Source organism: Streptomyces sp. CNQ329 (genome assembly GCF_000482585.1).
The window spans coordinates 21708-46001 of the sequence record NZ_AXVU01000023.1 but is presented as its reverse complement, the minus strand read 5'-3'; the positions used below and the strand labels follow the sequence as shown (position 1 = coordinate 46001).

The 24294-nt window shown below is 72.9% G+C and carries 22 protein-coding genes; 7 read left to right on the top strand and 15 right to left on the bottom strand.

Annotated elements, in window-relative coordinates; genetic code table 11:
• Window positions 1-7: 7 nt before the first annotated feature.
• A complete protein-coding gene (locus I003_RS0117190; RefSeq protein ID WP_027772639.1) occupies window positions 8-916 on the bottom strand; it encodes a Rossmann-like and DUF2520 domain-containing protein in 909 nt (302 codons plus the stop codon).
• Window positions 917-1131: 215 nt separating this feature from the next.
• On the opposite strand from I003_RS0117190, the gene I003_RS32515 reads away from it, so the two are divergent.
• Together I003_RS32515 and I003_RS0117180 are read left to right on the top strand one after the other, a co-directional pair.
• Complete coding sequence (locus I003_RS32515; RefSeq protein WP_051368305.1) at window positions 1132-2373, top strand: beta-eliminating lyase-related protein; 1242 nt, start codon at window positions 1132-1134, stop codon at window positions 2371-2373.
• Window positions 2374-2479: 106 nt separating this feature from the next.
• A complete protein-coding gene (locus I003_RS0117180; protein WP_027772638.1) occupies window positions 2480-3568 on the top strand; it encodes a DUF5937 family protein in 1089 nt (362 codons plus the stop codon).
• 18 nt (window positions 3569-3586) lie between these two features.
• On the opposite strand, the gene I003_RS0117175 is transcribed toward I003_RS0117180, so the two are convergent.
• On the bottom strand, window positions 3587-4261 hold the full coding sequence (locus I003_RS0117175; protein WP_027772637.1) for a response regulator transcription factor: 675 nt from the start codon (window positions 4259-4261) through the stop codon (window positions 3587-3589).
• Window positions 4262-4354: 93 nt separating this feature from the next.
• Window positions 4355-5584, bottom strand: a complete 1230-nt coding sequence (locus I003_RS0117170; protein WP_027772636.1) for a sensor histidine kinase — start codon at window positions 5582-5584, stop codon at window positions 4355-4357.
• 94 nt (window positions 5585-5678) lie between these two features.
• Between I003_RS0117170 and I003_RS0117165 the strand changes: the two genes are divergently transcribed.
• Window positions 5679-6935, top strand: a complete 1257-nt coding sequence (locus I003_RS0117165) for an SAM-dependent methyltransferase (protein WP_027772635.1) — start codon at window positions 5679-5681, stop codon at window positions 6933-6935.
• A gap of 173 nt (window positions 6936-7108) precedes the next feature.
• Here I003_RS0117165 and I003_RS0117160 read toward each other — a convergent pair whose 3' ends face one another.
• On the bottom strand, window positions 7109-8272 hold the full coding sequence (locus tag I003_RS0117160; protein ID WP_027772634.1) for a betaine/proline/choline family ABC transporter ATP-binding protein: 1164 nt from the start codon (window positions 8270-8272) through the stop codon (window positions 7109-7111).
• Window positions 8273-8356: 84 nt separating this feature from the next.
• Here I003_RS0117160 and I003_RS0117155 point away from each other — a divergent pair, with 84 nt between their 5' ends.
• The 4 genes from I003_RS0117155 to I003_RS0117140 all read left to right on the top strand — a co-directional run bounded on the left by I003_RS0117155 (window position 8357) and on the right by I003_RS0117140 (window position 12410).
• Window positions 8357-9100 (top strand): ABC transporter permease, encoded by a 744-nt coding sequence (locus I003_RS0117155; RefSeq protein ID WP_027772633.1) that lies wholly within the window; start codon window positions 8357-8359, stop codon window positions 9098-9100.
• Window positions 9100-9879, top strand: a complete 780-nt coding sequence (locus tag I003_RS0117150) for an ABC transporter permease (protein ID WP_027772632.1) — start codon at window positions 9100-9102, stop codon at window positions 9877-9879. The genes I003_RS0117155 and I003_RS0117150 overlap by 1 nt, the downstream gene beginning before the upstream one ends.
• A gap of 205 nt (window positions 9880-10084) precedes the next feature.
• Window positions 10085-11023, top strand: a complete 939-nt coding sequence (locus I003_RS0117145) for an ABC transporter substrate-binding protein (RefSeq protein ID WP_027772631.1) — start codon at window positions 10085-10087, stop codon at window positions 11021-11023.
• A gap of 433 nt (window positions 11024-11456) precedes the next feature.
• The gene (locus tag I003_RS0117140; RefSeq protein WP_486584262.1) at window positions 11457-12410 is read left to right on the top strand and encodes a coiled-coil domain-containing protein; all 954 of its coding nucleotides are present in this window, start codon (window positions 11457-11459) and stop codon (window positions 12408-12410) included.
• A 24-nt stretch (window positions 12411-12434) separates the two neighbouring features.
• Here the strand turns inward: I003_RS0117140 and I003_RS0117135 are convergent, their stop codons facing one another.
• The 11 genes from I003_RS0117135 to I003_RS0117085 all read right to left on the bottom strand — a co-directional run bounded on the left by I003_RS0117135 (window position 12435) and on the right by I003_RS0117085 (window position 24031).
• The gene (locus I003_RS0117135) at window positions 12435-13619 is read right to left on the bottom strand and encodes an NADH-quinone oxidoreductase subunit D-related protein (protein WP_051368304.1); all 1185 of its coding nucleotides are present in this window, start codon (window positions 13617-13619) and stop codon (window positions 12435-12437) included.
• 33 nt (window positions 13620-13652) lie between these two features.
• Window positions 13653-14141, bottom strand: a complete 489-nt coding sequence (locus I003_RS0117130) for a DUF3180 domain-containing protein (protein WP_027772628.1) — start codon at window positions 14139-14141, stop codon at window positions 13653-13655.
• 60 nt (window positions 14142-14201) lie between these two features.
• Window positions 14202-14795, bottom strand: coding sequence for a 2-amino-4-hydroxy-6-hydroxymethyldihydropteridine diphosphokinase (gene folK, locus I003_RS0117125; RefSeq protein WP_027772627.1), 594 nt, complete (start codon window positions 14793-14795; stop codon window positions 14202-14204).
• A 3-nt stretch (window positions 14796-14798) separates the two neighbouring features.
• On the bottom strand, window positions 14799-15167 hold the full coding sequence (gene folB / locus I003_RS0117120; RefSeq protein ID WP_027772626.1) for a dihydroneopterin aldolase: 369 nt from the start codon (window positions 15165-15167) through the stop codon (window positions 14799-14801).
• A 403-nt stretch (window positions 15168-15570) separates the two neighbouring features.
• Window positions 15571-16434, bottom strand: coding sequence for a dihydropteroate synthase (folP, locus tag I003_RS0117115; protein ID WP_027772625.1), 864 nt, complete (start codon window positions 16432-16434; stop codon window positions 15571-15573).
• A 337-nt stretch (window positions 16435-16771) separates the two neighbouring features.
• Window positions 16772-17752 (bottom strand): formylglycine-generating enzyme family protein, encoded by a 981-nt coding sequence (locus I003_RS0117110; protein WP_027772624.1) that lies wholly within the window; start codon window positions 17750-17752, stop codon window positions 16772-16774.
• Window positions 17752-18387 carry a GTP cyclohydrolase I FolE gene (folE, locus tag I003_RS0117105; RefSeq protein WP_027772623.1) on the bottom strand — a complete coding sequence of 212 codons (636 nt, stop codon included), beginning with the start codon at window positions 18385-18387 and terminating at the stop codon, window positions 17752-17754. The genes I003_RS0117110 and folE overlap by 1 nt, the downstream gene beginning before the upstream one ends.
• Window positions 18388-18471: 84 nt before the next feature.
• Window positions 18472-20535, bottom strand: a complete 2064-nt coding sequence (gene ftsH / locus I003_RS0117100) for an ATP-dependent zinc metalloprotease FtsH (protein WP_027772622.1) — start codon at window positions 20533-20535, stop codon at window positions 18472-18474.
• Between the two features lie 300 nt (window positions 20536-20835).
• Window positions 20836-21375 carry a hypoxanthine phosphoribosyltransferase gene (gene hpt, locus I003_RS0117095; protein ID WP_037721063.1) on the bottom strand — a complete coding sequence of 180 codons (540 nt, stop codon included), beginning with the start codon at window positions 21373-21375 and terminating at the stop codon, window positions 20836-20838.
• Window positions 21376-21575: 200 nt separating this feature from the next.
• Window positions 21576-22679 (bottom strand): tRNA lysidine(34) synthetase TilS, encoded by a 1104-nt coding sequence (gene tilS, locus I003_RS0117090; protein WP_027772620.1) that lies wholly within the window; start codon window positions 22677-22679, stop codon window positions 21576-21578.
• Window positions 22680-22873: 194 nt separating this feature from the next.
• Window positions 22874-24031 (bottom strand): zinc-dependent metalloprotease, encoded by a 1158-nt coding sequence (locus tag I003_RS0117085; RefSeq protein WP_027772619.1) that lies wholly within the window; start codon window positions 24029-24031, stop codon window positions 22874-22876.
• Window positions 24032-24294 lie beyond the last annotated feature (263 nt).

The window sequence follows — 24294 nt, the reverse complement described above, 5'->3', positions numbered from 1 at the left end:
CCGTCCCTCAGCGTCCTCCGTCGGCGAGGACCCCGAGCAGGTCCTCGGCCAGCTCCGGCTTGAGCAGCCCGCCCGCGAGCGCGCGGTCCGCCGTCGCCCGGGCCATCGCGACGTACGCCGGCACGGCCTGCGGCTCATGGACCCGCAGCTCCGCGATGTGCGCCGCCACGGTGCCCGCGTCGCCGCGCGCGACCGGGCCGGTGAGCGCGGCGTCCCCGCTGCGCAGCGCGTTGTCGAGGGCGGCGCCGAGCAGCGGGCCCAGCATCCGGTCGGGGGCGCCGACACCGGCCTTGGCCAGCAGCTCCATCGACTGCGTGACCAGCGTGACGAGATGGTTGGCGCCGATGGCGAGCGCCGCGTGGTACAGCGGCCGGGCCGCCTCCTCCACCCACTCCGGCTCCCCGCCCATCTCCACGACCAGCGCCTCCGCCGCCGTACGCAGCTCGCCGGGCGCGGTGACGCCGAAGGAGCAGCCGGCGAGGCGCTGGACGTCGACGGCGGTGCCGGTGAAGGTCATCGCGGGGTGCAGCGCGAGCGGCAGCCCGCCGGCGCGGGTGGCGGGCTCCAGCACCGCGGCCCCGTACCGGCCGGAGGTGTGCACCAGCAGGTGCCCGGCGCGTACGGCGCCGGTGCCCGCCAGGCCCTCGACGAGGCCGGGCAGCACGTCGTCCGGCACGGTGAGCAGCACGAGGTCGGCGCGGGCCAGCACCTCGGCGGGCTCGGTGACGGGCACGTCGGGCAGCAGTTCCTCGGCCCGCCGGCGGGCGCCGTCGGAGACGGCGTGCACGGCGACGGGGCGGTGTCCCGCGAGCGCGAGCGCCGCGGCGAGCGGCGGGCCGACCCGGCCGGCGCCGACCACGCCGACGGTGAGCCGGGCGGGCTTCTCCTGCGGCTCGGGGGTGGGGCTGGGGTTCACGTCGCCTTCCGTTCCAGTCCGCTTCGGGTACCGGACGTACGGGTTCATGGTACTTGCGGTGCCGGGCAGGTGCCGGTGTGTGCCTGACCACGGCGGACGGCACGAGTGCGCCCGGCGCGCGCACGCGCGTGCCGCGTGCTCCGGTGGGACGACGGGCCGCCGCGGGGGCGTAAACCGGTGTGGCGGAGGCGCGGGCGGAGGCATGATCTGGGCCCATGACGGACGCTGACGACCTCATGACCCGTAGGCGCGCGACGTGGGCGGCGGCCGAGCACACCCTCTCGGCCTCCCTCCCCACCATCTCCGCCCGCCTGTCCCGCCTCGCCACCGCCCGCCCCGGCGGCGTCGACCTCGACCAGCAGGTGGATGTCTACGGCGGCGGGATCGTCGGCGTGCTGGAGGAGCGCACCGCGGACCTGCTCGGCTGCGAGGACGCGGCGTTCTTCCCCACCGGCACCATGGCGCAGCAGGTCGCGCTGCGCTGCTGGGCGGAGCGCACCGGCAGCCGCGTCGTCGCCTCGCACCCGCTCGCGCACCTGGAGGTGCACGAGCGCGCGGCATACGCCCAGGTCACCGGGGTGCGCACGGTCCATCCCACGCGCGAGCCGCGGATCGCGACGGCGGCGGAGGTACGGGCGCTGGGCGAGCCCTTCGGCACGCTGATGCTGGAGCTGCCGATGCGCGAGCCCGGGTTCGTGCTGCCGGAGTGGGAGGAGCTGGTGGAGGTCGTCGTGGCGGCACGGGAGCGGGAGGCGGTCGTCCACTTCGACGGCGCCCGGCTGTGGGAGTGCACGACGCACTTCGGGCGCGGGCTCGCGGAGATCGCGGGGCTCGCGGACAGCGTGTACGTCTCGTTCTACAAGTCGCTGGGCGGGCTGTCCGGCGCGGCGCTGGCCGGTCCCGCGGGGTTCGTGGAGGAGGCGCGGGCCTGGCGGCACCGGTACGGCGGCCAGGGGTTCCAGCAGTGGCCGGCGGCGCTGGCCGCGCTGGAAGGGCTGCAGCGGGAGCTGCCGCGGCTGCCGTCGTACGTGGCGCACGCGCGGGTCGTCGCGGGGGCGGTGCGGGAAGGGCTCGCGGAGGCGGGGGTGGGGTTCTTCCGGGTGCATCCGGAGGTGCCGCACACGCACCAGTTCCAGGTCTGGCTGCCCTACGGGGCGGAGGCGCTGATGGACGCGGGGACGGCGCTGGCGGAGGAGACGGGGGCGTGCCTGTTCCGGGTGTGGACGGAACCGGGCGACCCGCCGGGGCTGTCGGTGACGGAGGTCACGGTGACGGAGCCGGGGCTGGCGTGGTCCGCGGAGGACGTGGCGCGGGAGACGGGGGCGCTGGTGGAGCGGGTACGGCGGGTGGAGGCGGCGGGAGCGGTGGCGGCCTCGGGCCCGGGGGCGGAAGGCTCCGGGGCCGGGGGCTCCGGGGTCCCGGACTCGGGGGTCCCGGACTCGGGGGTGTCCAACTGACCGCAGAAAAATTTCGGCCCGCCGTTTCGGGCGGGGTCCAACCGCGTGGCCGCGGAAAGGCGTCGCGGGCCCTGCTGCTGTCAGACCCGTGCCCGACCATGGCTTCATGAGCGTCACCCTCGACATCACCGGCCTGGCCGTCGAGCGCATCGGCTTCACGCCCTCCCCGCTCGCCGAGCTGGGCGCCGCGCTGCACGCGCTCTCCTCGCCCGCGCACCACCCGGGGGCGGCGGCCTGGACGACCGCGACCGCGGCGGCGCTCGACCCGGGGCTCGCGGACCGGCTGAGCGAGGCGGAGTTCCTGTGGAGCGCCGGGCGGTCCGACATCCTCCTCCCCGCCGCGCCTGAGGCGACCCTCGCCGAGGAGCTGGACGCGCTCGACCGGATCCCGGACGACGCGTTCGTCACCGCCGCGTTCGAGATCGTCTGCAACCCGGCGTATCAGCACGGCAGCCCCTCCCCGCTGGCCGACCCGGTCAGCCGCCGCGTCGCCGTCGAGCGCGCGGCGGCACGCGGCCCGCGGCAGGCGGCGTTCGTGGAGCGGATGCTCGCCGACCCCGACGGGCTGCGGGTCTGGCTGCGGCGGCTGTTCGAGGACTGCGCCCAGGCGTTCTTCGACGAGACGTGGGAGCGGGTCCGCCACCCGCTGACCGCGGACGCCCGGCACAAGACGGACCTGCTGCGCCGCAAGGGCCTCGCGGTGGCGCTGGCGGACGTGTCCGCCGCACTGCGGCTGGAGGAGGGCGGGGACGGCTCGGCCCACATCGTCGTGGACAAGCTGAGCACCGGCGGCGCGGTCGCGCACGAGAGTGTGACGTTCCTCCCGACCGCGTTCGGCTGGCCGCACGTGCTGGTGGTGTACGCACCGGGCTGGCACCCCGTGATCCAGTACCCCATACCGTCGCCGGACCTGCCCCGGACGCCGGCGCTGGAGACGCTGCAACTGCGGCTGGAGGCGCTGGCGCACCCGGTGCGGCTCCGGCTGTGCCGCACGATCTCGCGGACGCCGACGACGACGGGCGAGCTGGCTGCCGTGCATCAGTTGACGGCGCCGGAGGTCTCGCGGCACCTGGCGGTGCTGAAGAAGGCCGGTCTGGTCGTCACGCGGCGCCGCGGGCGGTACGTGCAGTACGAACTGTCGCTGCCGGCGGTCGCCCGCCTGGGCGGATCGCTGCTGGAGGGCCTGCTGCGCTGAGGCGGGCCACGGCCGCGGTCAGCCCCCGGCCCGTACCAGACCCGTCTCGTAGGCCAGGACCACCGCCTGCACCCTGTCCCGCAGCTCCAACTTCGTGAGGATCCGCCCCACATGCGTCTTCACCGTCGCCTCGGACAGCACCAGTTGCGCCGCGATCTCCCCGTTCGACAACCCCTGCGCGATCAGCAGCAGCACCTCGCGCTCCCGGTCCGTCAGCCGCTTCAGCTCCGGGTGCGCCCGTTCGCCCGCCGCGGAGGGCATCACGGCGGTGAACCGGTCGATGAGCCGCCGCGTCGTGCTCGGCGCGACGACGGCGTCGCCGCTGTGCACCGCCCGGATGGCGCTCAGCAGGTCGCCGGGCGGCACATCCTTGAGCATGAAGCCCGACGCCCCGGCCTGCAGGGCCGAGAAGGCGTACTCGTCGAGGTCGAAGGTGGTCAGTATCAGCACCTTCGGCGGTGCCTCCGCCGGCTTGTCCGCGCAGATGCGCCGGGTCGCCTCGACGCCGTCGAGGCGCGGCATGCGTACGTCCATGAGCACGACGTCCACCTTCGTGACCCCGAGGAGCTGCACCGCCTCGTCGCCGTCCCCCGCCTCCGCGACGACGTCCATGTCGGGCTGGGCGGCCAGCACCATCCGGAAGCCGGTGCGCAGCAGCGCCTGATCGTCCACGAGCATGACCCGGATCGTCACGTGAGTCCTTTCTTGTTCGTCAGAGCCGCGTGGGCCGCCCTGGGTTCCCGCCTCGTTCCGCTTCCGACGGTATGCCGCCTTCAGAGCCGTCCGTCAGGCGGCCGTCTTCAACGGCAGCACAGCGCGTACCCGGAAGCCGCCGCCCGGCCGCGGCCCCGCGTCCAGCTCGCCGCCGGTCATCCCCACGCGCTCGCGCATGCCGATGAGCCCGTGTCCCTGGCCGTCGGCCCCGCCCTCCTCGTACAGCTCGGGCAGCGAGCCGCGGCCGTCGTCCTCGACCAGCACCTCCAGCTCACCGTCCGCGTATGCCAGCCGCACCGCGGCACCCGCCTCGGGACCGCCGTGCTTGCGGGTGTTGGTCAGCGCCTCCTGCACGATGCGGTACGCCGCGAGTTCGATGCTGCTCGGCAGCTCCCGCGGCGAGCCGGTCACCTCGAACGACACCGTGAGCCCCGCGCCGCGTACCTGCTCGATCAGCTCCGCGAGCTGCTCCACGCCGGGCTGCGGCACGTACTCGCCGCCCGCGCCCGGGTCATTGGTGCGCAGCACGCCGAGCAGCCGGCGCATCTCCGCCAGCGCCTGCCGGCCGGTGCCGGAGATGGTGGTGAGCGCGTCCTTGGCCTGTTGCGGCGCGCTGTCCAGCACGTACGCGGCGCCGTCGGCCTGCACGACCATGACCGAGACGTTGTGCGCCACCACGTCGTGCAGCTCACGGGCTATTCGCGCGCGCTCGGCCGCCACGGCGATCCGCGACTGGGTCTCCCGCTCCCGCTCCAGGCGGGCGGCCCGTTCCTCAAGCTGCGCGTAGTAGGCCCGGCGGGTGCGCAGCGAGTCGCCCAGCACCCAGGCGAGCAGGAACGGGACCGTCAGAAAGACGAGGCCCACGGTCCGCTCGACGACGGACTCCTCGGTGGCCGGCCACCGGAACCCGTTGACCGCCGGCGCGACGGCGGCGCCGACGAGGGCCAGCCGCGACGCCCAGGGCACGTCGCCGGCGGCGACGGTGAAGATGAGCACGAGCATGGCGAAGTTCGCCGGGCCCGGGGCCGAGTCCAGCACGACCTGTGCGACGCCGAGCGCGCCCGCGACGAGCAGCATGCGCTCGGGCTGACGGCGGCGCAGGGCTACGGCGACGGAGTAGCCGATGCCGATGACCAGCGCGATCGCCTTCTCGACGTCGGTATAGGGGCCGTGCGGGTTGTCGTGCGGCTCCATCGTGTCCACGGTGATCAGCCAGGCACCGGTCAACAGGACGAGGCAGACAGCCCAGAAGCTGTCCACCAGCGTCGGGTGACGGCGGAGGAAGTCGTAGACACGTTGCACGTCACCCAGCGTAGGCATGCGCGCGTAAGCGGGAGTCAGTCCGCGGGGCGATCCCTGGCAGATGCATCTACTCCGCAGGGTGGAGGATGCGGTGGTGGAGAACAGTGGGACGAGCGCGCAAGACACGGGGGCGGAACCGGGCACGGAGGGCCTCGGGGGCGCGGGCGGCCGGCTGCGCTGGCGGGAGGCCATGCGGCGGGCGCTGTACGGGCCCGAGGGCTTCTACCGCCGCGGCGGGCCCGGGGCCGGGGCGGGGGCGCACTTCCGTACCTCGGTGCACGCCTCGCCGCTGTTCGCGGCGGCGGTGGCGGAGCTGGCGCGGCGGGTGGCGGTCGCCCTGGGGCGGCCGGCCGAGCTGGACGTGGTGGACGTCGGCGCAGGGCGGGGGGAGCTGCTGGCGGGCGTGCTGGCCGCGTACGACGGACCGGGGCGGCTGCGGGCGTACGCGGTGGAGGTCGGCCCGCGGCCGGAGCTGCTGGACGAACGGATCACGTGGCTGGCGGAGCCGCCGGAGCGGGTGCGGGGGCTGCTGTTCGCCAACGAGTGGCTGGACAACGTGCCGGTGGACGTCGCCGAGACGGACGAGCGGGGTGTGCCGCGGTACGTGGAGGTCGCGGCGGACGGCACGGAGCGGCTGGGGGCGGAGGTCGGCGGCGCCGACGCGGAGTGGCTGCGCCGCTGGTGGCCGCTGGCGGATACGCCGCCGGGCGGCCGGGCGGAGATCGGCGCCCCGCGCGACAAGGCGTGGGCGGCGGCGGTCACGACGCTGACCGCCGGGCTGGCGCTGACCGCGGACTACGCCCACACCCGGGCCACCCGTCCCCCGTACGGCACGTTGGCGGCGTTCCGCGACGGGCACGTGGTGACCCCCGTGCCGGACGGGAGCTGCGACGTGACGGCGCACGTGGCGCTGGACGCGGTCGCCGCCGCACTGGCCGGGGAGGGCGGCTCGGGGCCGGCGCCGAGCGGAGGCGGCGTACCGGGCGGAGGGCACGCCCGGCGACCGGGAGGGACGGGCGACGGCCGGCCTGCGAGCCCGCCGTCCGCGGCCGTGCCACCGCGCGACGGGGAGCCCGGCGGAACCGGCGACGGCTCGCCCGCGGGACCGCCCTCGGGCCTCGCGTCGTCGGAGCGGGACGGGCCGACGTCGCTCCTGTCACAGCGGGAGGCGCTGCGAGGGCTCGGGCTCGACGGGAGCCGGCCGCCGCTGGCGCTGGCGTCGACGGATCCGGCCGGCTACCTGCGGCGTCTCGCCCTCGCGGGGGAGGCGGCCGAACTCCTCGACCCCGCCGGGCTCGGGGGCTTCACCTGGCTGGCCCACCACGTGGGGATCGCGCCGGTCCTCCCCTGAGACCGGGCGCCGAGGAGACCGGGGTGCCGTACACCTCGGCGCCCGTACCGGGCGGCGGGCACGAGCCCGCCGCCGGGGGCTCCGCGGCGCCGGGGCCGTACGTACGCACCGGCGCCTCGCGCCGCCCGTACCCGCACGCGTACCGGCGCCGTTCTCGCACCCGGGGCAGCGCCTCACACCTGCGGGAGCGAGTCCAGCTCCACCTCCGCCCGCGCCACCGCGCGCGCATCCGCGTCGATCGACCGCCGCAGCGCCTCGTGCAGGCTCGCCGGCGTCAGGACGCCGGCGAACCGCCCGGACGTCTCGTGGTCCACCACCGCGATCCACCCCGCGTCGTACTGCAGCATCGTCGCGAACGCCTTCTTCAGGCTCGCCCCCAGCGGTAGCCAGGCGTCCATCCGCCGCGCGTAGTCCGACACGGCCCCGCCCTTGGCGATCTCGTCCGCGGCGACCCACCCGTGCAGTTCGCCGTCACCGTCCAGCACCACGGCCCACCGTGCGCCGACGTCCCGTAGCGCCGCGGCGGCGGTCCGCGCGTCGTCGTCGAGCCGGACCACCGGCGGCTGCTCCAGGTCGCCGCGCTCGATCTCGGTCACCGACAGCCGCTTCAGCCCGCGGTCGGCGCCGACGAAGTCGGCGACGTACGGGGTCGCGGGCGCGCCCAGGACCGCCGCCGGCGAGTCGAGCTGCTCGATCCTCCCCTTCCCGAAGACCGCGATGCGGTCCCCGAGCCGTACGGCCTCCTCTATGTCATGCGTGACGAAGAGCACGGTCTTGCGCATCTGCGCCTGCAGCTTGAGGAACTCGTTCTGCAGGTGCTCCCGCACCACCGGGTCCACGGCCCCGAACGGCTCGTCCATCAGCAGCACCGGCGGGTCCGCCGCCAGCGCCCGCGCCACACCGACGCGCTGGCGCTGGCCGCCGGAGAGCTGATCGGGGTAGCGGCGGCCGTGCTCGTGCGGGTCGAGGCCGACCATCTCCAGCAGCTCGGCCGCCCGCTTGAGCCGCTTGTCGCGCGGCGTGCCCAGGAGGTGGGGCACGGTGGCGGTGTTGTCGAGGACGTTCTTGTGCGGGAAGAGGCCGACGTTCTGGATGCAATAGCCGATGTGGCGGCGGAGCTCGACGGGGTCGGTGGTCATGATGTCCTGCCCGTCGACCTCGATACGGCCGGCGGAGGGCTCGATGAGCCGGTTGACCATCTTCAGGGTGGTGGTCTTGCCGCAGCCGGACGGGCCGACCAGCGTCACCAACTCACCCGCGGCGACGTCGAACGACAAGTCGTTCACCGCGGTAGTCCCATCGGGGTACCGCTTGGTCACGTGCTCGAATCGGATCATGTTTCCTCATTCTGCCCCTCCCTTCCGTTCCCGGTGTCAGCGACGGGGGGTCTAATAGAGCTGCCTACGGGAAGGAGCGGTGGCGTGAAAGCCTCCGGCTGCCTGGCAGCGAACGAGTGGATCTGCGGCGAGTACGTCCGCAGCCGCAGCGACGAGCTCGTCGACGCCACGGTCCAGCACGTCTGGATCACGCTGGCGTCCGTGGGCATCGGCCTGCTGGTGTCCTTCCCGCTGGCCCTGATCGCCCGCCGCTGGCGGGTGCTGACGGGCCCGGTGCTCGGCCTGACGACGGTGCTGTACACGATTCCGTCGCTCGCCATGTTCTCCCTGCTGGTCCCCCTCATGGGCATCTCGGCGTCCGTCGTCGTCACCGGCCTCGTGCTCTATTCGCTGACGATCCTCATCCGCAATCTGCTGGCGGGTCTCGACTCCGTGCCGGCGGAGACGCGGGAGGCGGCGCGCGGGATGGGGTACGGGCAGACGCGGCTGCTGTTCGCCGTCGAGCTGCCGCTCGCGCTGCCGGCGGTCATGGCCGGGCTGCGGATGGCGACGGTGTCGACGATCGCGATGACGACGGTCGGCGGCATCATCGGCTACGGCGGCCTGGGCAACCTGATCGTCGACGGCATGCGCACCCTGTTCAAGGCACAGGTGCTGACGGCGTCGGTGCTGTGCGTCCTGCTCGCCGTGCTGGCCGACCTGCTGATCCTCGGCCTGCAGCGGCTGCTGACACCGTGGGCGCGGGCCCGGCGCCGCGGCGGTCGCGGCAGGTTCCGTACGAGGACCGCCGCGCGGGAGAAGGCCGTGCGGGAGAAGGAGGCGGTCTGATGGGAACGATCGCGGACGCATGGACGTGGCTGACCACCGGGTCGAACTGGTCGGGTCCGACCGGGATCGCCGTCCGGCTCGGCGAGCATCTGTACCTGACGGGCATGTCGCTGGCCATCGCCTGCGCCCTCGCCCTGCCGGTCGCGTTCTGGCTGGGCCACCTCGGCAAGGGCGGCACCCTCGCGATCAACATCTCGAACGTCGGGCGCGCCGTGCCCACGCTCGCGGTCCTCGGGCTGCTCATGCTCACGCCGCTGCGGATGCACGGTGACTGGCCGACGATCATCGCGCTGGTGCTCTTCGCGGTGCCACCGCTGCTGACGAACGCGTACGTGGGCATCCGCGAGGCCGACCGGGACGTGGTGGAGGCGGCACGGGGCATGGGCATGTCCGGGCCGCAGATGCTGGGCCGGGTGGAGCTGCCGCTGGGCTATCCGCTGGTGATGACCGGGCTGCGGTCGGCGACGGTACAGGTGGTCGCGACGGCCACCCTCGCGGCCATCGCGGGCGGCGGCGGACTCGGCCGGATCATCACCGCGGGCTTCCGGACGTACAACACACCGATGGTGGTCGCCGGCGCCTTCCTGGTGGCGGTGCTGGCCCTCGTACTGGAGGGCGTACTCGTCGTCGCCGAGCGGCTGCTCGACCCGATGCGCGGCCGCCACGCCGGCCGCCTCGGGCGCGGGCGGCGGACGTCCGGCGACGACGTGGCGGGGCCGGGAGCGGAGGGGGCGGACGCACCGCCGGGGGGACAGAAGCCCGTGCCGGCGTCTCTGTAAGGTTCGGCGTCACGTCGCGCGCAGCGCAGCGCCGTCTCACGTGGTGTCGGCGTGTGCGCAGAGCATCGGCATTCTCCTCCGGAAAACTGACCAGAACACCTGCTATCCCACACTCAGCTCGCACAGTGGTGCGACGAACATCGACTCCCAACGGATGGAGAATCCCTTGATCACCAACCGCGTTCGAGCCCGCGCCGCCGCCTCGGTGCTGGCCGCCGCCGCCCTGACCGCGGGACTCGCGGCCTGCGGCGGCGACAGCCTGGAGGAAAAGGGCGGCACGGACTCCCCCGACGACGACAAGTCCTCCCTGGTGGTGGGGCAGGCCGGGTTCACGGTCTCGACGGTGACCGCCGAGCTGTACTCGGCGATACTGAAGGACGCCGGCTACGACGTCACGATAAAGAAGCTCGAAAACCGCGAGTTGTACGAGCCCGAGCTGGAGAAGGGCAGCATCGACGTCTTCCCGGAGTACGCCGCGACCCTCGCCGAGTTCCTCAACGCCAAGGAGAACGGCGTGGAGGCACCCGAGAAGAACCCCGTCGCGACGAACGACGTCGACGAAACGGTGACCGCCCTGCGCAAACTGGCCGAGCCCCGCGGCCTGAAGGTGCTCTCCGCCGGCGACGCCGTCGACCAGAACGCCTTCGCCGTCTCCAAGGACTTCGCCGCCGAGAACGACCTCAAGACCCTCACCGACCTCGGCAAGACCGGAGAGCCCGTCCGCCTCGCGGCGGGCGACGAATGCCCGGAGCGCCCGTTCTGCGAGCCGGGCCTGGAGAAGACGTACGACATCGACATCACGAAGATCGACCCCCTGGGCGTGGGCACCCCCGCGGCCAAGCAGTCGGTCCAGGACGGCACCAACCAACTCGTCCTGACGACGACCACGGACGCCACGCTGGACGACTTCGACCTCGTACTCCTGGAGGACGACAAGGGCCTGCAGAACGCGGACAACATCCTCCCGGTCGTCAACGCCGAGGAAGCGGGGACGAAGGAGATCGCCGCCACACTGGACAAGCTCACGCAGGTGCTGACGACGGAGGACCTGATCGCGCTGAACCGCAAGGTCGACGCGGAGCGGATGAAGCCGGCGGACGCGGCCCGGGAGTACCTGGAGGAAAAGAACCTCCTCGGTTCCTGACTCCTGCGGAGCGGTGCCCCGGGCCGGGTGGCCGGGGCACCGCTCTTTCCGCCGTGAGGCCCGCGCGGTCAGCCGGACGACATACTCGGGAAAGGTGCCAGAACTTCGATCGATGGCGCGCTTATCGGTGTCCGTATTCATGAGACACGAGTAGCCGTCCTTCTTCGGGTCGCCGGCGGCGATGCCGCAGCTCCCTCACCTTTACGTCCGGCATTACCTCTTCCGGCAATGGTGGAATTCCCTCGGACGCCGGCTGCGGGCGGCCGGTGCGTGGCTCCACGTCGAGCACACCGTCGATCAAACGGATACCGGCGGGCGCAGGTCCTCTCCCGACGGGCGGGGCAGGGGTGCCGGGTGGGTGGGACGTAACTGGCGGGAAACGATTGGTTCTCGGCTGCTCCCTTTGGGACATGTGCACGGTAAGTTGCGGCCTATGTCACGTGGACGCCACCGCTTCTCTTCGCCGATGCGCGGGCTTCTGCCGCCCGTGTCGTTCGCCGCGGTCGCGCTGGGTTGCGCGGCTGGGGCCTGGCTGGTTTCCGGGGACGGGCCCGCCGTGCGCTGGCTGGCCGTGGGGGCCGCAGGGGCTGCCGTGGGGGCTTCGGCGCTCTTGCGGTTGCGGGACCGGCTGACCGCGCTGCAGGTCACCGAGGCGACCGGGGCGCGGGCGCGGGCCGAGCAGCGGCATGAGGAGCAGGTGGCCGAGTTGAAGCGCGACCTCGAAGAGGCGCGGCGGATACGCGGGGAGTTGGAGAAGCGGCTCGGGTCCCGGCACGGTGACCTCGCCCGGCTGCGTACGGATCACGCCGCGCTGCTCGCGCGGTACGCCACCGCCGAGTCCGAGCGCGCCGCCGCGCTCGAAGGGCGGCGGCAGTTGGCCATCGAGGCCGCGACGCCCGTCAAGGAGCTGCCGCCCGCCGGCTCGCAGCCGCAGCTTCGGCCGCCCTCCCTCAGCGCGTACCTGCGCGCCTCGCACGCCCTCGACAACCTTTCCGGCAATGCCGCCCGTCAGGGCCACGGGCAGACCCACGAGCAGGCGCCCTCCGCCGACACCGGCGGCTTCAGCTACTTTTCCCGGCCGCAGCAGCAGGCCCGGTCCGCGCAGCCGCCCGCGGGCGGTTCACGGGAGGTGCCTCCCCGGGCGTCCGCCCGTCAGACCGGCGGCGGCCACGATGCCGGCCCCGGCGAGCCCGTGGACGCCGCCACCGACCTCGCCGACGTCGTCGGCCCCGAGGTCCTTGCCGAGGCCGACGCCGAGGCGGAGGGGGACGCCGGTTCGGGCTCCGGGTCCGGAGGCGCTTCGTCCTCCTCCGGTGACGCCGACGATTCCGACGACGAGCCCCAGGGGCCCGTCGGCCGCGTCATCGACCTGGAACAGGCGAGCTGAACGGGGATCCGCCCCCGTTCCTCCTCACTTGTCGATGTCCCCGACCACGAAGAACATCGACCCCAGAATCGCCACCATGTCCGACACCAGCGTCCCCGGCAGCAGTTCGGTCAGCGCCTGTATGTTGTTGTACGACGCGGAGCGCAGCTTCAGCCGGTACGGCGTCTTCTCGCCCTTCGACACCAGGTAGTAGCCGTTCAGCCCCAGCGGGTTCTCCGTCCAGGCGTACGTCTCCCCCTCCGGCGCCTTCAGCACCTTCGGCAGCCGCTGGTTCACCGGCCCCGGCGCAAGCTCCGCCAGCCGGTCCAGGCAGGCGTCCGCCAGGTCGAGGGAGTTGTGCGTCTGCGCCAGCAGCACCTCGAAGCGCGCCAGGCAGTCGCCCTCCTCGCGGGTCTCGACGCGCAGCGTGCCGCTCAACTCCCCGTACGCCAGGTACGGCTCGTCGCGCCTCAGGTCGAAGTCCACCCCCGAGGCGCGCCCGAGGGGGCCGCTCACGCCGTACGCGTGCACCGTCGACGGTTCCAGGACGCCTACGCCGCGCGTACGGCCGCGGAAGATCTCGTTGCCCAGGACGAGCCGGTCGAAGACGTCCATCCGCGCACGCGTGGCGCGTACGGCGGCGCGGGCACGGTCCGTCCAGCCGGCGGGCAGTTCCTCCTTGAGGCCGCCGACGCGGTTGAACATGTAGTGCATCCGCCCGCCGGAGACCTCCTCCATGACGGCCTGAAGATCCTCGCGCTCACGGAAGGCGTAGAAGATCGGGGTGATGCCGCCGAGTTCGAGGGGGTACGAGCCGAGGAACATCAGATGGTTGAGCACCCGGTTCAGCTCGGCGAGCAGCGTACGCAGCCACACCGCCCGCTCCGGCACCTCCATGCCGAGCATGCGCTCGACGGCCAGCACCACACCCAGCTCGTTGGAGAAGGCCGACAGCCAGTCGTGGCGGTTGGCCAGGACGATGATCTGGCGGTAGTCGCGGGCTTCGAAGAGCTTCTCGGCGCCGCGGTGCATGTAGCCGACGACGGGCTCCGCGGTGACGATCCGCTCGCCGTCGAGGACCATGCGCAGGCGCAGCACGCCGTGGGTCGACGGATGCTGCGGGCCGATGTTGAGCACCATGTCGGTCTGCTCGGCCGCGCCTCCGATGCCGACTGTCAGCGGGGCGGTGCGGGCGGCGGGCGCGGCGTCTCCGGTGGGCGCGGCAGTCATGCCGCCGAGCCTAGCCGCCGTCCGGTACGGACCCTAGGCCCGCGGCGGGGTGCGGTCGTCCTCGTCCTCGTCGTCCGGCAGCTTGCAGACCCGCTCCAGGAAGAACGCCGCCGCGACCACCAGCGCCGCGGCGACCACCGCCAGCGCCGCGTACACCACCTGGGAACGGCGCGTCCCGTAGTCCAGACCGTCCAGGATCAAGAAGAGCCCGAGTCCTCCGTATCCCCCCGCCACCAGCGCCGAGACCAGCGCACTCGACTGGCCCAGCACGACCGCCCGCGCCACCATCAGCGGGTCGACGCCCTTGGCGCGCGGGTCGCGCTCGCGCTGGGCGCGGAGGCGGGAGCGGATGGACAGCGCCGTCGCCGTCAGGATCGTGGCGATCAGCGCCAGCACGACCGGGGCGGCGACGGGAACGCTCGGGAGCGTACCCACCGAGTTCCACAGCCGGGCCCCCGCCCAGCCCAGCACCCCCGCCACCACGAAGATGCCGGCCAACACCCCGATGTGCAGTTGCCTCACCGAACGCGCTCCTCCCAGAACTCCCAGAGATCGTAGCCCCGTAAGGCGCGCAGGACGCGCTCAGTCGGGCAGCCGCAGTTCGAGGTCCGCGCGCTGCCGCACATCCTGCCCGCCGACACGCGCCAGCAGGTCGGCCACCGGCCCGTGCCCTGGCAGCTCGGCCGCGGGGTCCACGTCGTGCCACGGGACGAGGACGAAGGCGCGCTCATGGGCGCGCGGATGCGGAAGAGTCAGGGCGGGGTCGTCGGAGACGACGCCCTGATACGCCACGATGTCGACGTCCAGCGTGCGCGGCCCCCACCGCTCGTCCCGTACGCGCGCGAACGCCTCCTCGACGGCGTGCGCCCGCTCCATCAGCGACGCGGGCGGGAGAGTGGTCCGTACGAGCAGGACGGCGTTGAAGTACGTCGGCTGGCTGCCCGCCTCGACGCCCCAGGGCTCGGTCTCGTAGACCGGCGAGACGGCTTTGACGCGGAGGCCGGGGGTGTCTTCGAGGGCGTCGACGGAACCCTGGAGGGTCTCCAGGCGGTTGCCGAGGTTGCTGCCGATGGAGAGCACGGCGCGTTTGGGGTTCTGCAGGGTCGAGTCGGCCGCGTCGACCTGCTCGACCACGGAACGCGGCACTGGCTGCACGGTCGGGTCGCTGCGATTCAATGGTCAACCTCTGCTTCGGGTGATGGTGATGGTCACGTCGTCGAACGGAACGGTGATCGGCGCCTCCGGCTTGTGCACCGTCACCTCCACCTGCTGCACGGGCGCGTGCGTCAGACACTGCGCGGCGATCCGCTCGGCGAGCGTCTCGATCAGGTCCACCGGCTCGCCCTCGACGATGGCGATCGCCTCTTCGGCCACGACGCCGTAGTGCACGGTCCGCGCCAGGTCGTCGCCGGCCGCGGCAGGGCGGGTGTCGAGGTGGAGGACGAGGTCGACGACGAACGGCTGGCCTTCGGCGCGCTCGTGCGCGAAGACGCCGTGGTGTCCGCGGGCCCTGAGGCCGTGCAGCGCAACCCGGTCGGCTTCGGTCATGACTCGCCTCGCCTTCTGCGTCGTGCGGCTGTGCAGCTTCGCGCGTGTGCGCCCTTGTGCTTTCGTGCCTTCGCGCTGTCGTGCCTTCGCGTCTCTCGGCTTGTGGTTGTCGCCTTGCGGCTTGAGCCTCGCGGGTTCGGCCGTGGGCCCCGGGCCGTGTACTTGGTCCGTGGGCCGGCTGCTCGTGCGCTTGTGTCTTCTGCGGCTCTCCTCGGTCGATGTGCGATGCCCGCGGGGTGCGTGAGCATCGAACCGGTCATGCCCGACGCCCGGACCTGCCCCGTCCTGCCCCCGGGCCCCTCGCTCGAATGTACCTGCGGCTGCTGACAGGCTGTACGACCGGGGCTGCCGGGCACCGGCCGCGCGCCTTCCCGACCCGCTGAGCGCCGCGCCTTCCGCGCGGCTACGCGCCGCCGTTCTCCAGCGCCGCCGCGACCCGTACCGCATCCGCCGTGGGCCGTACTTCGTGCACCCGTACCGCCCATGCGCCCTCGCGCGCCGCTATCGCGGAGACCGCCGCCGTCGCGGCGTCCCGCTCGCGGGCCGGCGGCGGCGCTCCGTCGGGGCCCGCGAGCACCCGCCCGAGGAACCGCTTCCGCGACGCCGCGACGAGCAGGGGACGGCCGAGGTCGGCGCGCAGGCGGGCGAGGCTGTCCAGCAGAACGAGGTCGTGCGGCGCCGCCTTGGCGAAGCCGAGGCCCGGGTCGGCGACGATCCGCTCGAAGTCGATCCCGCCGGCCACCGCCCGGTCCAGGCTGCGGCGCATTTCATCGACGACCTCGGTGACGGTGTCCGTGTAGACCGCGAGGTTGTTCATGTCGATGGACTGCCCGCGCCAGTGCATGACGACGAACGGCACCCCCGCCGCGGCGACCGCCGGCACCATCGCGGGGTCCGCCTGGCCGCCGCTGACGTCGTTGACGAGCCGGGCGCCCGCGGCGACCGCCTCTGCGGCGACGGAGGCGCGCATGGTGTCGACGGAGACGAGCACGCCTTCGCCCGCGAGCCCCCGCACGACGGGCAGGACGCGGCGCAGCTCCTCGCCCTCGTCCACGCGGGGCGCGCCGGGGCGGGTGGACTCGCCGCCCACGTCGACGATGTCGGCGCCGGTGGCGACGAGGTCGATGCCGTGCTTGATGGCGGCCGTGGAGTCGAACCACAGGCCGCCGTCGGAGAAGGAGTCGGGAGTGACGTTGACGACGCCCATGACGGCGCAGCGACCGAAGTCCGGCAACCCCGCCACCTGCCCCCTGCGCGCATCCGTCATACCACCAGCGTATGCGCCACCGGCACGACGGGGCCCGGCAGGGCGCCGGGGCCCCGGCCAGAGCGGGACGAGGGCTGGCCGGGCGGGAGCGGGGGGTGCGGGGCAGAGGGAGGGCTGGGGCCACGGGCCGAGTCCGGACGCGATGTCGGGGGGCGGGCCCACCCCGGGCGGGCGTGCGGGGCAGGTGGGGCGGCGGCTTGGGGCCGGGCTGCGGGGTGGCGGGCCTGCGCGGGGCAGGGCGCATCGTTGCAGCCCCGTGCCGTGTCAGAGGGCGCGCCTACCCTGGGGCGGGTGTGCGGGTAGGCGGGGGTGCGGGCACGTGAAGGCGCGGGGTGGGTTAGAGGTCGCGGATCGGTCTGAAGCCCGTGTTGCCGCTGGAGCTGTCCGGCGTGTTCCCCATCCGCGCCGACGTCCGGTAACGCAGGCAGTACGACTCGTGGCACATGTGCGACCCGCCCTTCAGCACCCGCGACTGCCCCAGCCGAGGCCCCCGCGGGTTGTCGCGCGGGGCCTTCCGGTGGTGCCGCGCGTGGAACCAGTCCGCGCACCACTCCCACACGTTCCCCGTGGCGTTGTACAGCCCGTGGCCGTTCGGCTCGAAGGCGTCCACCGGGCAGGTGCCCCGGTAGCCGTCCGCCGCCGTGTTGCGGTCCGGGAAGCTGCCGCGCCAGATGTTCATCCGGTACTCGCCCTCCGGCTCCCGCTCCGCGCCCCACGGGTACGGCTGGCCCTCTAGCCCGCCGCGCGCCGCGTACTCCCACTCCGCCTCCGTCGGCAGCCGTCCGCCCGCCCAGGCGCAGAACGCCACGGCGTCCGTGTACGAGACGTGCACCACCGGATGGTCCCACCGGCCGCGCAGGCCCGAGCCGGGGCCCTCGGGGTGGCGCCAGTCCGCCTGGTGGACCTGCCGCCACCAGGGCGTTTGCGGCGGTGAGGCGGTGGGCGGGAAGTTCTTGGGCAGGAAGCCCGCGAAGACGAAGGACCAGCCGAAGCGCTCGGCGTCCGTGACGTACGACGTCGCCTCGGCGAAGGCCGCGAACTCCTCGTTCGTCACCGCCGTCGCCGCGACCGCGAAGCCGTCGACCGTCACTTCGCGGGCCGGGCCCTCCCCGTCCGCCGGGTACGGGCCGTCGTCGTAGCCCATCAGAAACGCCCCGCCGGGCAGCTTCCGCCACCCGCCGCGCGGCTCGTACGTCCCCGCGCCGCCGGCGCCCGCGCCCGCCCCCGCACCCGCCGGCGCCGCCGTCTCCGTCTCCGCCGCGCCGCCCCCGCGCCGCGGCGCGCAGCAGGCTCCCGGCTCCTTGTCCCCACCCTCCATCAGCGCGCCCTGATCAGGCTCATCGCCTCGGCCCGCGTCGCCGGGTCCCGAAGCTGGCCGCGCACCGCCGACGTCAGCGTCTTCGCCCCCGGCTTCCGCACTCCCCGCATCGTCATGCACAGGTGCTCGCACTCGATGACCACGATCACGCCCCGTGGCTCCAGTATCTCCATCAGCGAGTCAGCGACCTGCGTGGTCAACCGTTCCTGCACCTGCGGCCTGCGCGCGTACACGTCCACCAGCCGCGCCAGCTTCGACAGCCCCGTGATCTTCCCGTCGTGCGACGGGATGTATCCCACGTGCGCGGAGCCCACGAACGGCACCAGGTGGTGCTCACACGTGCTCAGCACCTCGATGTCCTTGACCAGCACCATCTCGTCATGGCCCAGGTCGAACGTGGTCGTCAGCACGTCCTCGGGACGCTGCCGCAGCCCCGCGAAGATCTCCTTGTAGGCGCGCGCCACCCGCCCCGGCGTGTCCAGCAGACCCTCGCGGTCCGGGTCCTCGCCGACGGCGATGAGCAGTTCACGCACGGCGTCCTCGGCGCGCTTCTCGTCGAAGTCGCCGTACCCCGCGTCGCCGTGTTCCGGCCCGTGTGCCGGGCCGTGTCCCGGCCGGACAGCCGCATCCGTCATCGTGGTGCCTCTCGTACCTGCGCCAATGGCCGCGCCCCCAAGGCTAGAACCTCGGGGGCGCTGCACACATTCCAGCGGTGTCCGCTACGGCTGACCGCCCTCGCTCGGCGACGGCTGGTGCTGCGGGCCCTCGCCCGGCAGCGTGCCGCCGAGGCCGCCCGGCAGTCCGCCGTTGGGCGGCGGGGTCTCGGCCTTGTCGAGCATCCTCGGGCCCGCACCGTTCGTCTCCCGCGGGGAGGAGACCGGCGGCCGGGTGGAGGGGGTACGCCGCGAGGAGCCGGTCCACGCCGGCCGCAGCGGGCGCTTGACCAGGGGACGGAAGATCTCGGCGATCTCCTCCTTGCCCAGGGTCTCCTTCTCCAGCAGTTCGAGCACCAGGTTGTCGAGGACGTCACGGTTCTCGACGAGCATCTCCCACGCCTCGTTGTGCGCGGTCTCGATCAGCTTCTTGACCTCCTCGTCGACCAGCGCGGCGACCTCTTCGGAGTAGTCGCGCTGGTGCGAGAGCTCCCGGCCCAGGAAGGGCTCGGACTGGTCGGAGCCGAACTTGATCGCGCCGAGCCGCTCGGTCATGCCGTACTGCGTGACCATCTTGCGGGCGAGGCCGGTGGCCTTCTCGATGTCGTTGGCGGCGCCGGTGGTCGGGTCATGGAAGACCAGTTCCTCGGCCGCCCGGCCGCCCATCATGTACGCGAGCTGGTCGAGCATCTCGTTGCGGGTGGTGGAGTACTTGTCCTCGTCGGGCAGAACCATCGTGTAACCGAGGGCACGGCCGCGGGAGAGGATCGTCACCTTGTGCACCGGGTCGCCGCTGGGAGAGGCCGCCGCGACGAGGGCGTGCCCGCCCTCGTGGTACGCGGTGATCTTCTTCTCCTTCTCCGACATGATCCTGGAGCGCTTCTGCGGGCCGGCGACCACGCGGTCGATGGCCTCGTCCAGCATCTCGTTGTCGATCAGCTTCCTGTTGCTGCGCGCGGTGAGCAGCGCGGCCTCGTTCAGTACGTTGCTGAGGTCGGCGCCGGTGAAGCCGGGGGTGCGCCGGGCGACGGCGGACAGGTCGACGTCGGGGGCGACCGGCTTGCCCTTCTGGTGGACCTTGAGGATCTCCAGCCGGCCCTGCATGTCGGGGCTCTCCACGCCGATCTGCCGGTCGAAGCGGCCGGGGCGCAGTAGGGCGGGGTCGAGGATGTCGGGCCGGTTGGTGGCCGCGATGAGGATGACGCCGCCCTTGACGTCGAAGCCGTCCATCTCGACCAGGAGCTGGTTCAGCGTCTGCTCCCGCTCGTCGTGACCGCCGCCCATGCCGGCGCCGCGGTGCCGGCCGACCGCGTCGATCTCGTCGACGAAGACGATTGCCGGCGCGTTCGCCTTGGCCTGCTCGAACAGGTCGCGGACGCGGGAGGCGCCGACGCCGACGAACATCTCGACGAAGTCGGAGCCGGAGATCGAGTAGAACGGCACGCCGGCCTCGCCGGCGACGGCGCGGGCCAGCAGCGTCTTGCCGGTGCCGGGCGGGCCGTAGAGGAGCACGCCCTTGGGAATCTTGGCGCCGACGGCCTGGAACTTCGCGGGCTCCTGCAGGAACTCCTTGATCTCGTGGAGTTCCTCCACGGCCTCGTCGGCCCCGGCCACGTCGGCGAAGGTCGTCTTGGGGGTGTCCTTCGTGATGAGCTTGGCCTTGGACTTCCCGAAGTTCATCACCCGGGAGCCGCCGCCCTGCATCTGGTTCATCAGGAAGAGGAAGACGAGCACGATGAGGACGAACGGCAGCAGGGAGAGCAGGATGCTGACGAACGGGTTGTCCTTGGTCGGCTTGACCGAGTAGCCGTCGGGGATCTCGCCCTTGTCGAACCTCTTCTGCAGCTTGTCGGCGAGCTGGGCACCCTGCTCGTCGATGTAGTTCGCCTGGACCTTGCCGCTGCCGTCGATCTTGTTGTCGCCCTTGAGCTGGACCTTGATGGTCTCGCTGTTGCCCGTGGTCAGCTCGGCGGAGCTGACCTTCTTGTCGTTGATCGCGGCGACGACCTTGGCGGTGTCAACGGACTTGTAGCCCTCGGAGGAGCCGACCAGTTGCATCAACAGGACCACGGCGAGGACGGCCAGCACGATCCACATGACCGGCCCACGGAAGTAGCGCTTCACGTCCATCCACACGGGGCGGTGTACGCCCCGTCCCTCCTGCCCAGTGAGGCACGGCTGGCTCCTGACCGAGCCGGTGGCCGTGCGTATGCCTGTATGGGTCCAAACTGAAACGACTGACGTTCGGACGGTACCCCAGAATTGTCACCCGTCCCCGCCGGGGACGGCTAACAAACCGGCTTTCCCATGCTCCAACGGCGGGAAACCCCCCGGTGTTCCCAGGGCGGGACCCGCCCGGCCCGCGTCCGGCCACCCGGGGGGCGGCGGCGGGCTGCTGCTCAGTCCGCGCACAAAGAGCCGCGGACTGCGTCAGCCACCGTACACGTGCGGTGCGAGGGTGCCGACGAAGGGCAGGTTCCGGTACTTCTCCGCGTAGTCGAGGCCGTAGCCGACGACGAACTCGTTGGGGATGTCGAAGCCCACCCAGTCCACGTCGATGGGCACCTTGGCCGCCTCCGGCTTGCGCAGCAGCGTGAAGACCCGCAGCGAGGCCGGCTGCCGGGAGCCGAGGTTCGACAGCAGCCAGGAGAGCGTGAGGCCGGAGTCGATGATGTCCTCGACGATCAGCACGTGCCGGTCCTGGATGTCGGTGTCGAGGTCCTTCAGGATCCGCACGACGCCGGAGGACTGGGTGCCCGCGCCGTAGGAGGACACGGCCATCCAGTCCATCGTCACCGGCGTGGTGAGCGTGCGGGCGAGATCCGCCATGACCATCACGGCGCCCTTCAGCACCCCGACGATCAGGAGGTTCTTGCCGGCATACTCCGCATCGATCTTCGCGGCCGTCTCGGCGAGCTTGGCGTCGATCTCTTCCTTGGTGATGAGCACTTTCTCAAGGTCCGCGCCCATGTCCTTCACATCCACCCGGGGTCACTCTCGTTCGTTCGACGACCACTGCCGAGCGAACAGTCTGCCATCCGTTCTCCCGCCGGTCAGGAGCGCGTAGGACACGTTCTCCGCACGTCCCGGCCCCGACCGGCCCCCGGCCGGGGCGGGTACGGTCCCGCCGGCCGGCCGGAGCACCGGCGGGATACGCGGCGTACGGGCCCTCACTCCTCCCGCCGGACGACGAGCCGGCCCTGTTCGCGCCGGGCGGACACCCGCCCGGGGAGATTGAGGGCGCTCTGCCCGCGCCAGCCGGTGATGAGCTTGTCCATCTCCTCGACGTGCCGGCTGAAGAGGGACCCGGCCGGGGAGCCGGCCGCGAGGGCGGCACGGCGCAGGATGCGCCGGCGGACGGCGGGCGGCAGCGCGTACAGCCCGCGGACGTCGAGGCCGCCGTCGGCGTCCCGTACCCCGCGCTCGGCGTCGGCGGCCCAGGCGTCCAGGGCGTCGGCGTCGTCGCGGGAGAGCCGGGCGGTACGGGCCAGGGAGGCGACGACGCCGCGGCCGAGGGCCTTCTCCAGCACCGGCAGCGCCTCGTGGCGGACGCGGGAGCGGGTGTAGGCGGGGTCGACGTTGTGCGGATCGTCCCAGACGGGCAGGGACTGGGCCATGCACGCCTTACGGGCGACCTGGCGGTCGATCTGCAGGAACGGGCGGCGGTAGCGACCGGCGGGTCCGGAGGTGGCGGCCATGCCGGACAGCGAGCGCACGCCGGAGCCGCGGGCGAGCGCCAGCAGCACGGTCTCCGCCTGGTCGTCACGGGTGTGCCCGAGGAGCACGGCGGCGGCCCCGAGGCGCTGTGCGGCCTCGTCCAGCGCCGCGTAGCGGGCGTCGCGGGCGGCGGCCTCGGGGCCGCCGCCTCGGCCGACGTCCACGCGCACGGACTCGACGGGGTCCAGGCCGAGGGCGCGCAGCCGGCCGACGACCTCCTGCGCCCGCAGATCGGAGCCGTGCTGGAGGCCGTGGTCGATGGTGATGCCGCCGGCGCGGGCGCCCTGGCGGGGGGCTTCGAAGGCCAGGGCGGAGGCCAGTGCCATGGAGTCGGCGCCGCCGGAGCAGGCGACGAGGACAAGGGGGGCCGTGCCCGCGAGGCGGGCGGGCGGGACCGGTGGGGGGACCGCGGCCGTGGGGGCCGCGGGAGACGCCGTGAGGGCCTGGGGGGCCGTGTGGGTGGGGGGAGCCTGTGCTGTCGCGCATTCGGTCAGGACGTCGTGCAGAACGTGACGCACGGCCAGACGTATCGCGGCGACCGCTGGATGGGGACCCATGGCTTTCACTTCACTTTCGCTGGCGGCGGAAGAGCTCGCTCGGGCTCACCTCCGGAACCGTCACTGTCAGTGCGTCGATGGTGACAGAGGAGAGCGGCCAACCGAGCATTGCACGCGGGCAATGCCGGGTTCGCTCCCTCGGACGGGTGAAAGTCGCGCGAATATCGCCGCCACGGGAACCGCGGGGGCGGTGGTCAGCTCTCGGCGCGGCTGTGCACCCGCGCGATCCAGTCCGCCGGTTTGGCGATCTCCGACTTGGTCGGCAGGGTGTTGGGCGAGGTCCACACCCGGTTGAAGCCGTCCATGCCGACCTGGTCGACCACGTGCCGTACGAAGCGCTCGCCGTCGCGGTACTGGCGGAGCTTGGCGTCCAGGCCCAGCAGCCTCCGCAGCGCCTGGTCCAGCCGGCCCGCGCCGGCCTGGCGGCGCTTGGTGAACTTCTCCCGGATCTCCGTGACCGACGGCACGACCTGCGGGCCCACGCCGTCCATCACGTAGTCGGCGTGCCCCTCCAGCAGGGACATCACCGCGGTCAGCCGCCCCAGGATCTCCCGCTGCGCCGGGGACTGGACGACCTCGACGATGCTGCGCTGCTCCTCGCCGCCCTCCTCCCGGCTGCCGCTGAGGCTCTGCAGCGCTTCGCGTACGCGGTCCAGCAGGGTGGCCGGGTCGATCTCGGTCTCACCCAGGAACGACTGGATCTCGCCCTGCAGGTGGTCACGCAGCCACGGGACGGCGGTGAACTGCGTGCGGTGGGTCTCCTCGTGGATGCAGACCCACAGCCGGAAGTCGTGCGGGGCGACCTCCAGCTCGCGCTCGACGTGGACGATGTTCGGCGCGACGAGCAGCAGCCGGCCCTGGCCCGCGCCGCCGCCCTCGGAGCCGGCGTGGGCGGCCGGGCCGCCGGGCAGGTCGCGGGTGGCGGGTGCGAAGGTCTCGTACTGCCCGAGGACGCGGGAGGACAGGAACGACAGCAGCATGCCCAGCTCGACGCCGGTGACCTTGCCGCCGACGGCGCCCAGGACGGCCCCGCCGGGCAGGCCGGAGCGGCGCTTGTCCATCTTCTCCAGCAGCGGTGCGAGGACGGCGCGGAAGCCCGCGACGTTCGCCTTGATCCAGCCGGGCCGGTCGACGACGAGGACCGGGGTGTCGTGGCGGGGGTCGGCGCCGTCGGGATACATCCGGGAGAACTCGCGTACGTGCTCCTCGGCCGACCGGGCGTGCGCCCGCAGCTCGCCGACGATGGCGCGTGCCTCGTCCCGGCTCACCTCGGGCCCCGGCCGCGCGAGCCGCGTCGCGGTCGCAACCGCGAGATTCCAGTCGACCATCTCCGCACCACCGATGCTCGTCATCTCTTCACCGTACGTGCCCACGCGGCCGAGCGGGAGCGCGCGGCCACCGGAACCGGTTACGGGGGCACCCGTAGGGGACCCGCCCGGCCCGGCGGGAAGGGCGACGGGGGCCGCGAAGGCGGGCCGCTCCCCCGAACGAGGGACGAGGTTCACTTTTCGTTCACTTCGGACGCCGAATCGATTCACCTGTTCCGCCTAACTTCGGCAATGAAAGGTGAATCAGCGCAGGCGAGACGGATGCGAACGCGCATACCTGAGGAAGA

Excerpts from the sequence above, each read along its gene's own strand:
- I003_RS32515 (WP_051368305.1), top strand. The coding sequence starts at position 1,132 with ATGACGGACGCTGACGACCTCATGACCCGTAGGCGCGCGACGTGGGCG.
- I003_RS0117180 (WP_027772638.1), top strand. The coding sequence starts at position 2,480 with ATGAGCGTCACCCTCGACATCACCGGCCTGGCCGTCGAGCGCATCGGC.
- I003_RS0117160 (WP_027772634.1), bottom strand. The coding sequence starts at position 8,272 with ATGATCCGATTCGAGCACGTGACCAAGCGGTACCCCGATGGGACTACC.
- I003_RS0117150 (WP_027772632.1), top strand. The coding sequence starts at position 9,100 with ATGGGAACGATCGCGGACGCATGGACGTGGCTGACCACCGGGTCGAAC.
- I003_RS0117140 (WP_486584262.1), top strand. The coding sequence starts at position 11,457 with ATGTCACGTGGACGCCACCGCTTCTCTTCGCCGATGCGCGGGCTTCTG.
- I003_RS0117135 (WP_051368304.1), bottom strand. The coding sequence starts at position 13,619 with ATGACTGCCGCGCCCACCGGAGACGCCGCGCCCGCCGCCCGCACCGCC.
- folB (WP_027772626.1), bottom strand. The coding sequence starts at position 15,167 with ATGACCGAAGCCGACCGGGTTGCGCTGCACGGCCTCAGGGCCCGCGGA.
- folP (WP_027772625.1), bottom strand. The coding sequence starts at position 16,434 with ATGACGGATGCGCGCAGGGGGCAGGTGGCGGGGTTGCCGGACTTCGGT.
- I003_RS0117110 (WP_027772624.1), bottom strand. The coding sequence starts at position 17,752 with ATGGAGGGTGGGGACAAGGAGCCGGGAGCCTGCTGCGCGCCGCGGCGC.
- folE (WP_027772623.1), bottom strand. The coding sequence starts at position 18,387 with ATGACGGATGCGGCTGTCCGGCCGGGACACGGCCCGGCACACGGGCCG.
- ftsH (WP_027772622.1), bottom strand. The coding sequence starts at position 20,535 with ATGGACGTGAAGCGCTACTTCCGTGGGCCGGTCATGTGGATCGTGCTG.
- hpt (WP_037721063.1), bottom strand. The coding sequence starts at position 21,375 with ATGGGCGCGGACCTTGAGAAAGTGCTCATCACCAAGGAAGAGATCGAC.
- tilS (WP_027772620.1), bottom strand. The coding sequence starts at position 22,679 with ATGGGTCCCCATCCAGCGGTCGCCGCGATACGTCTGGCCGTGCGTCAC.
- I003_RS0117085 (WP_027772619.1), bottom strand. The coding sequence starts at position 24,031 with ATGACGAGCATCGGTGGTGCGGAGATGGTCGACTGGAATCTCGCGGTT.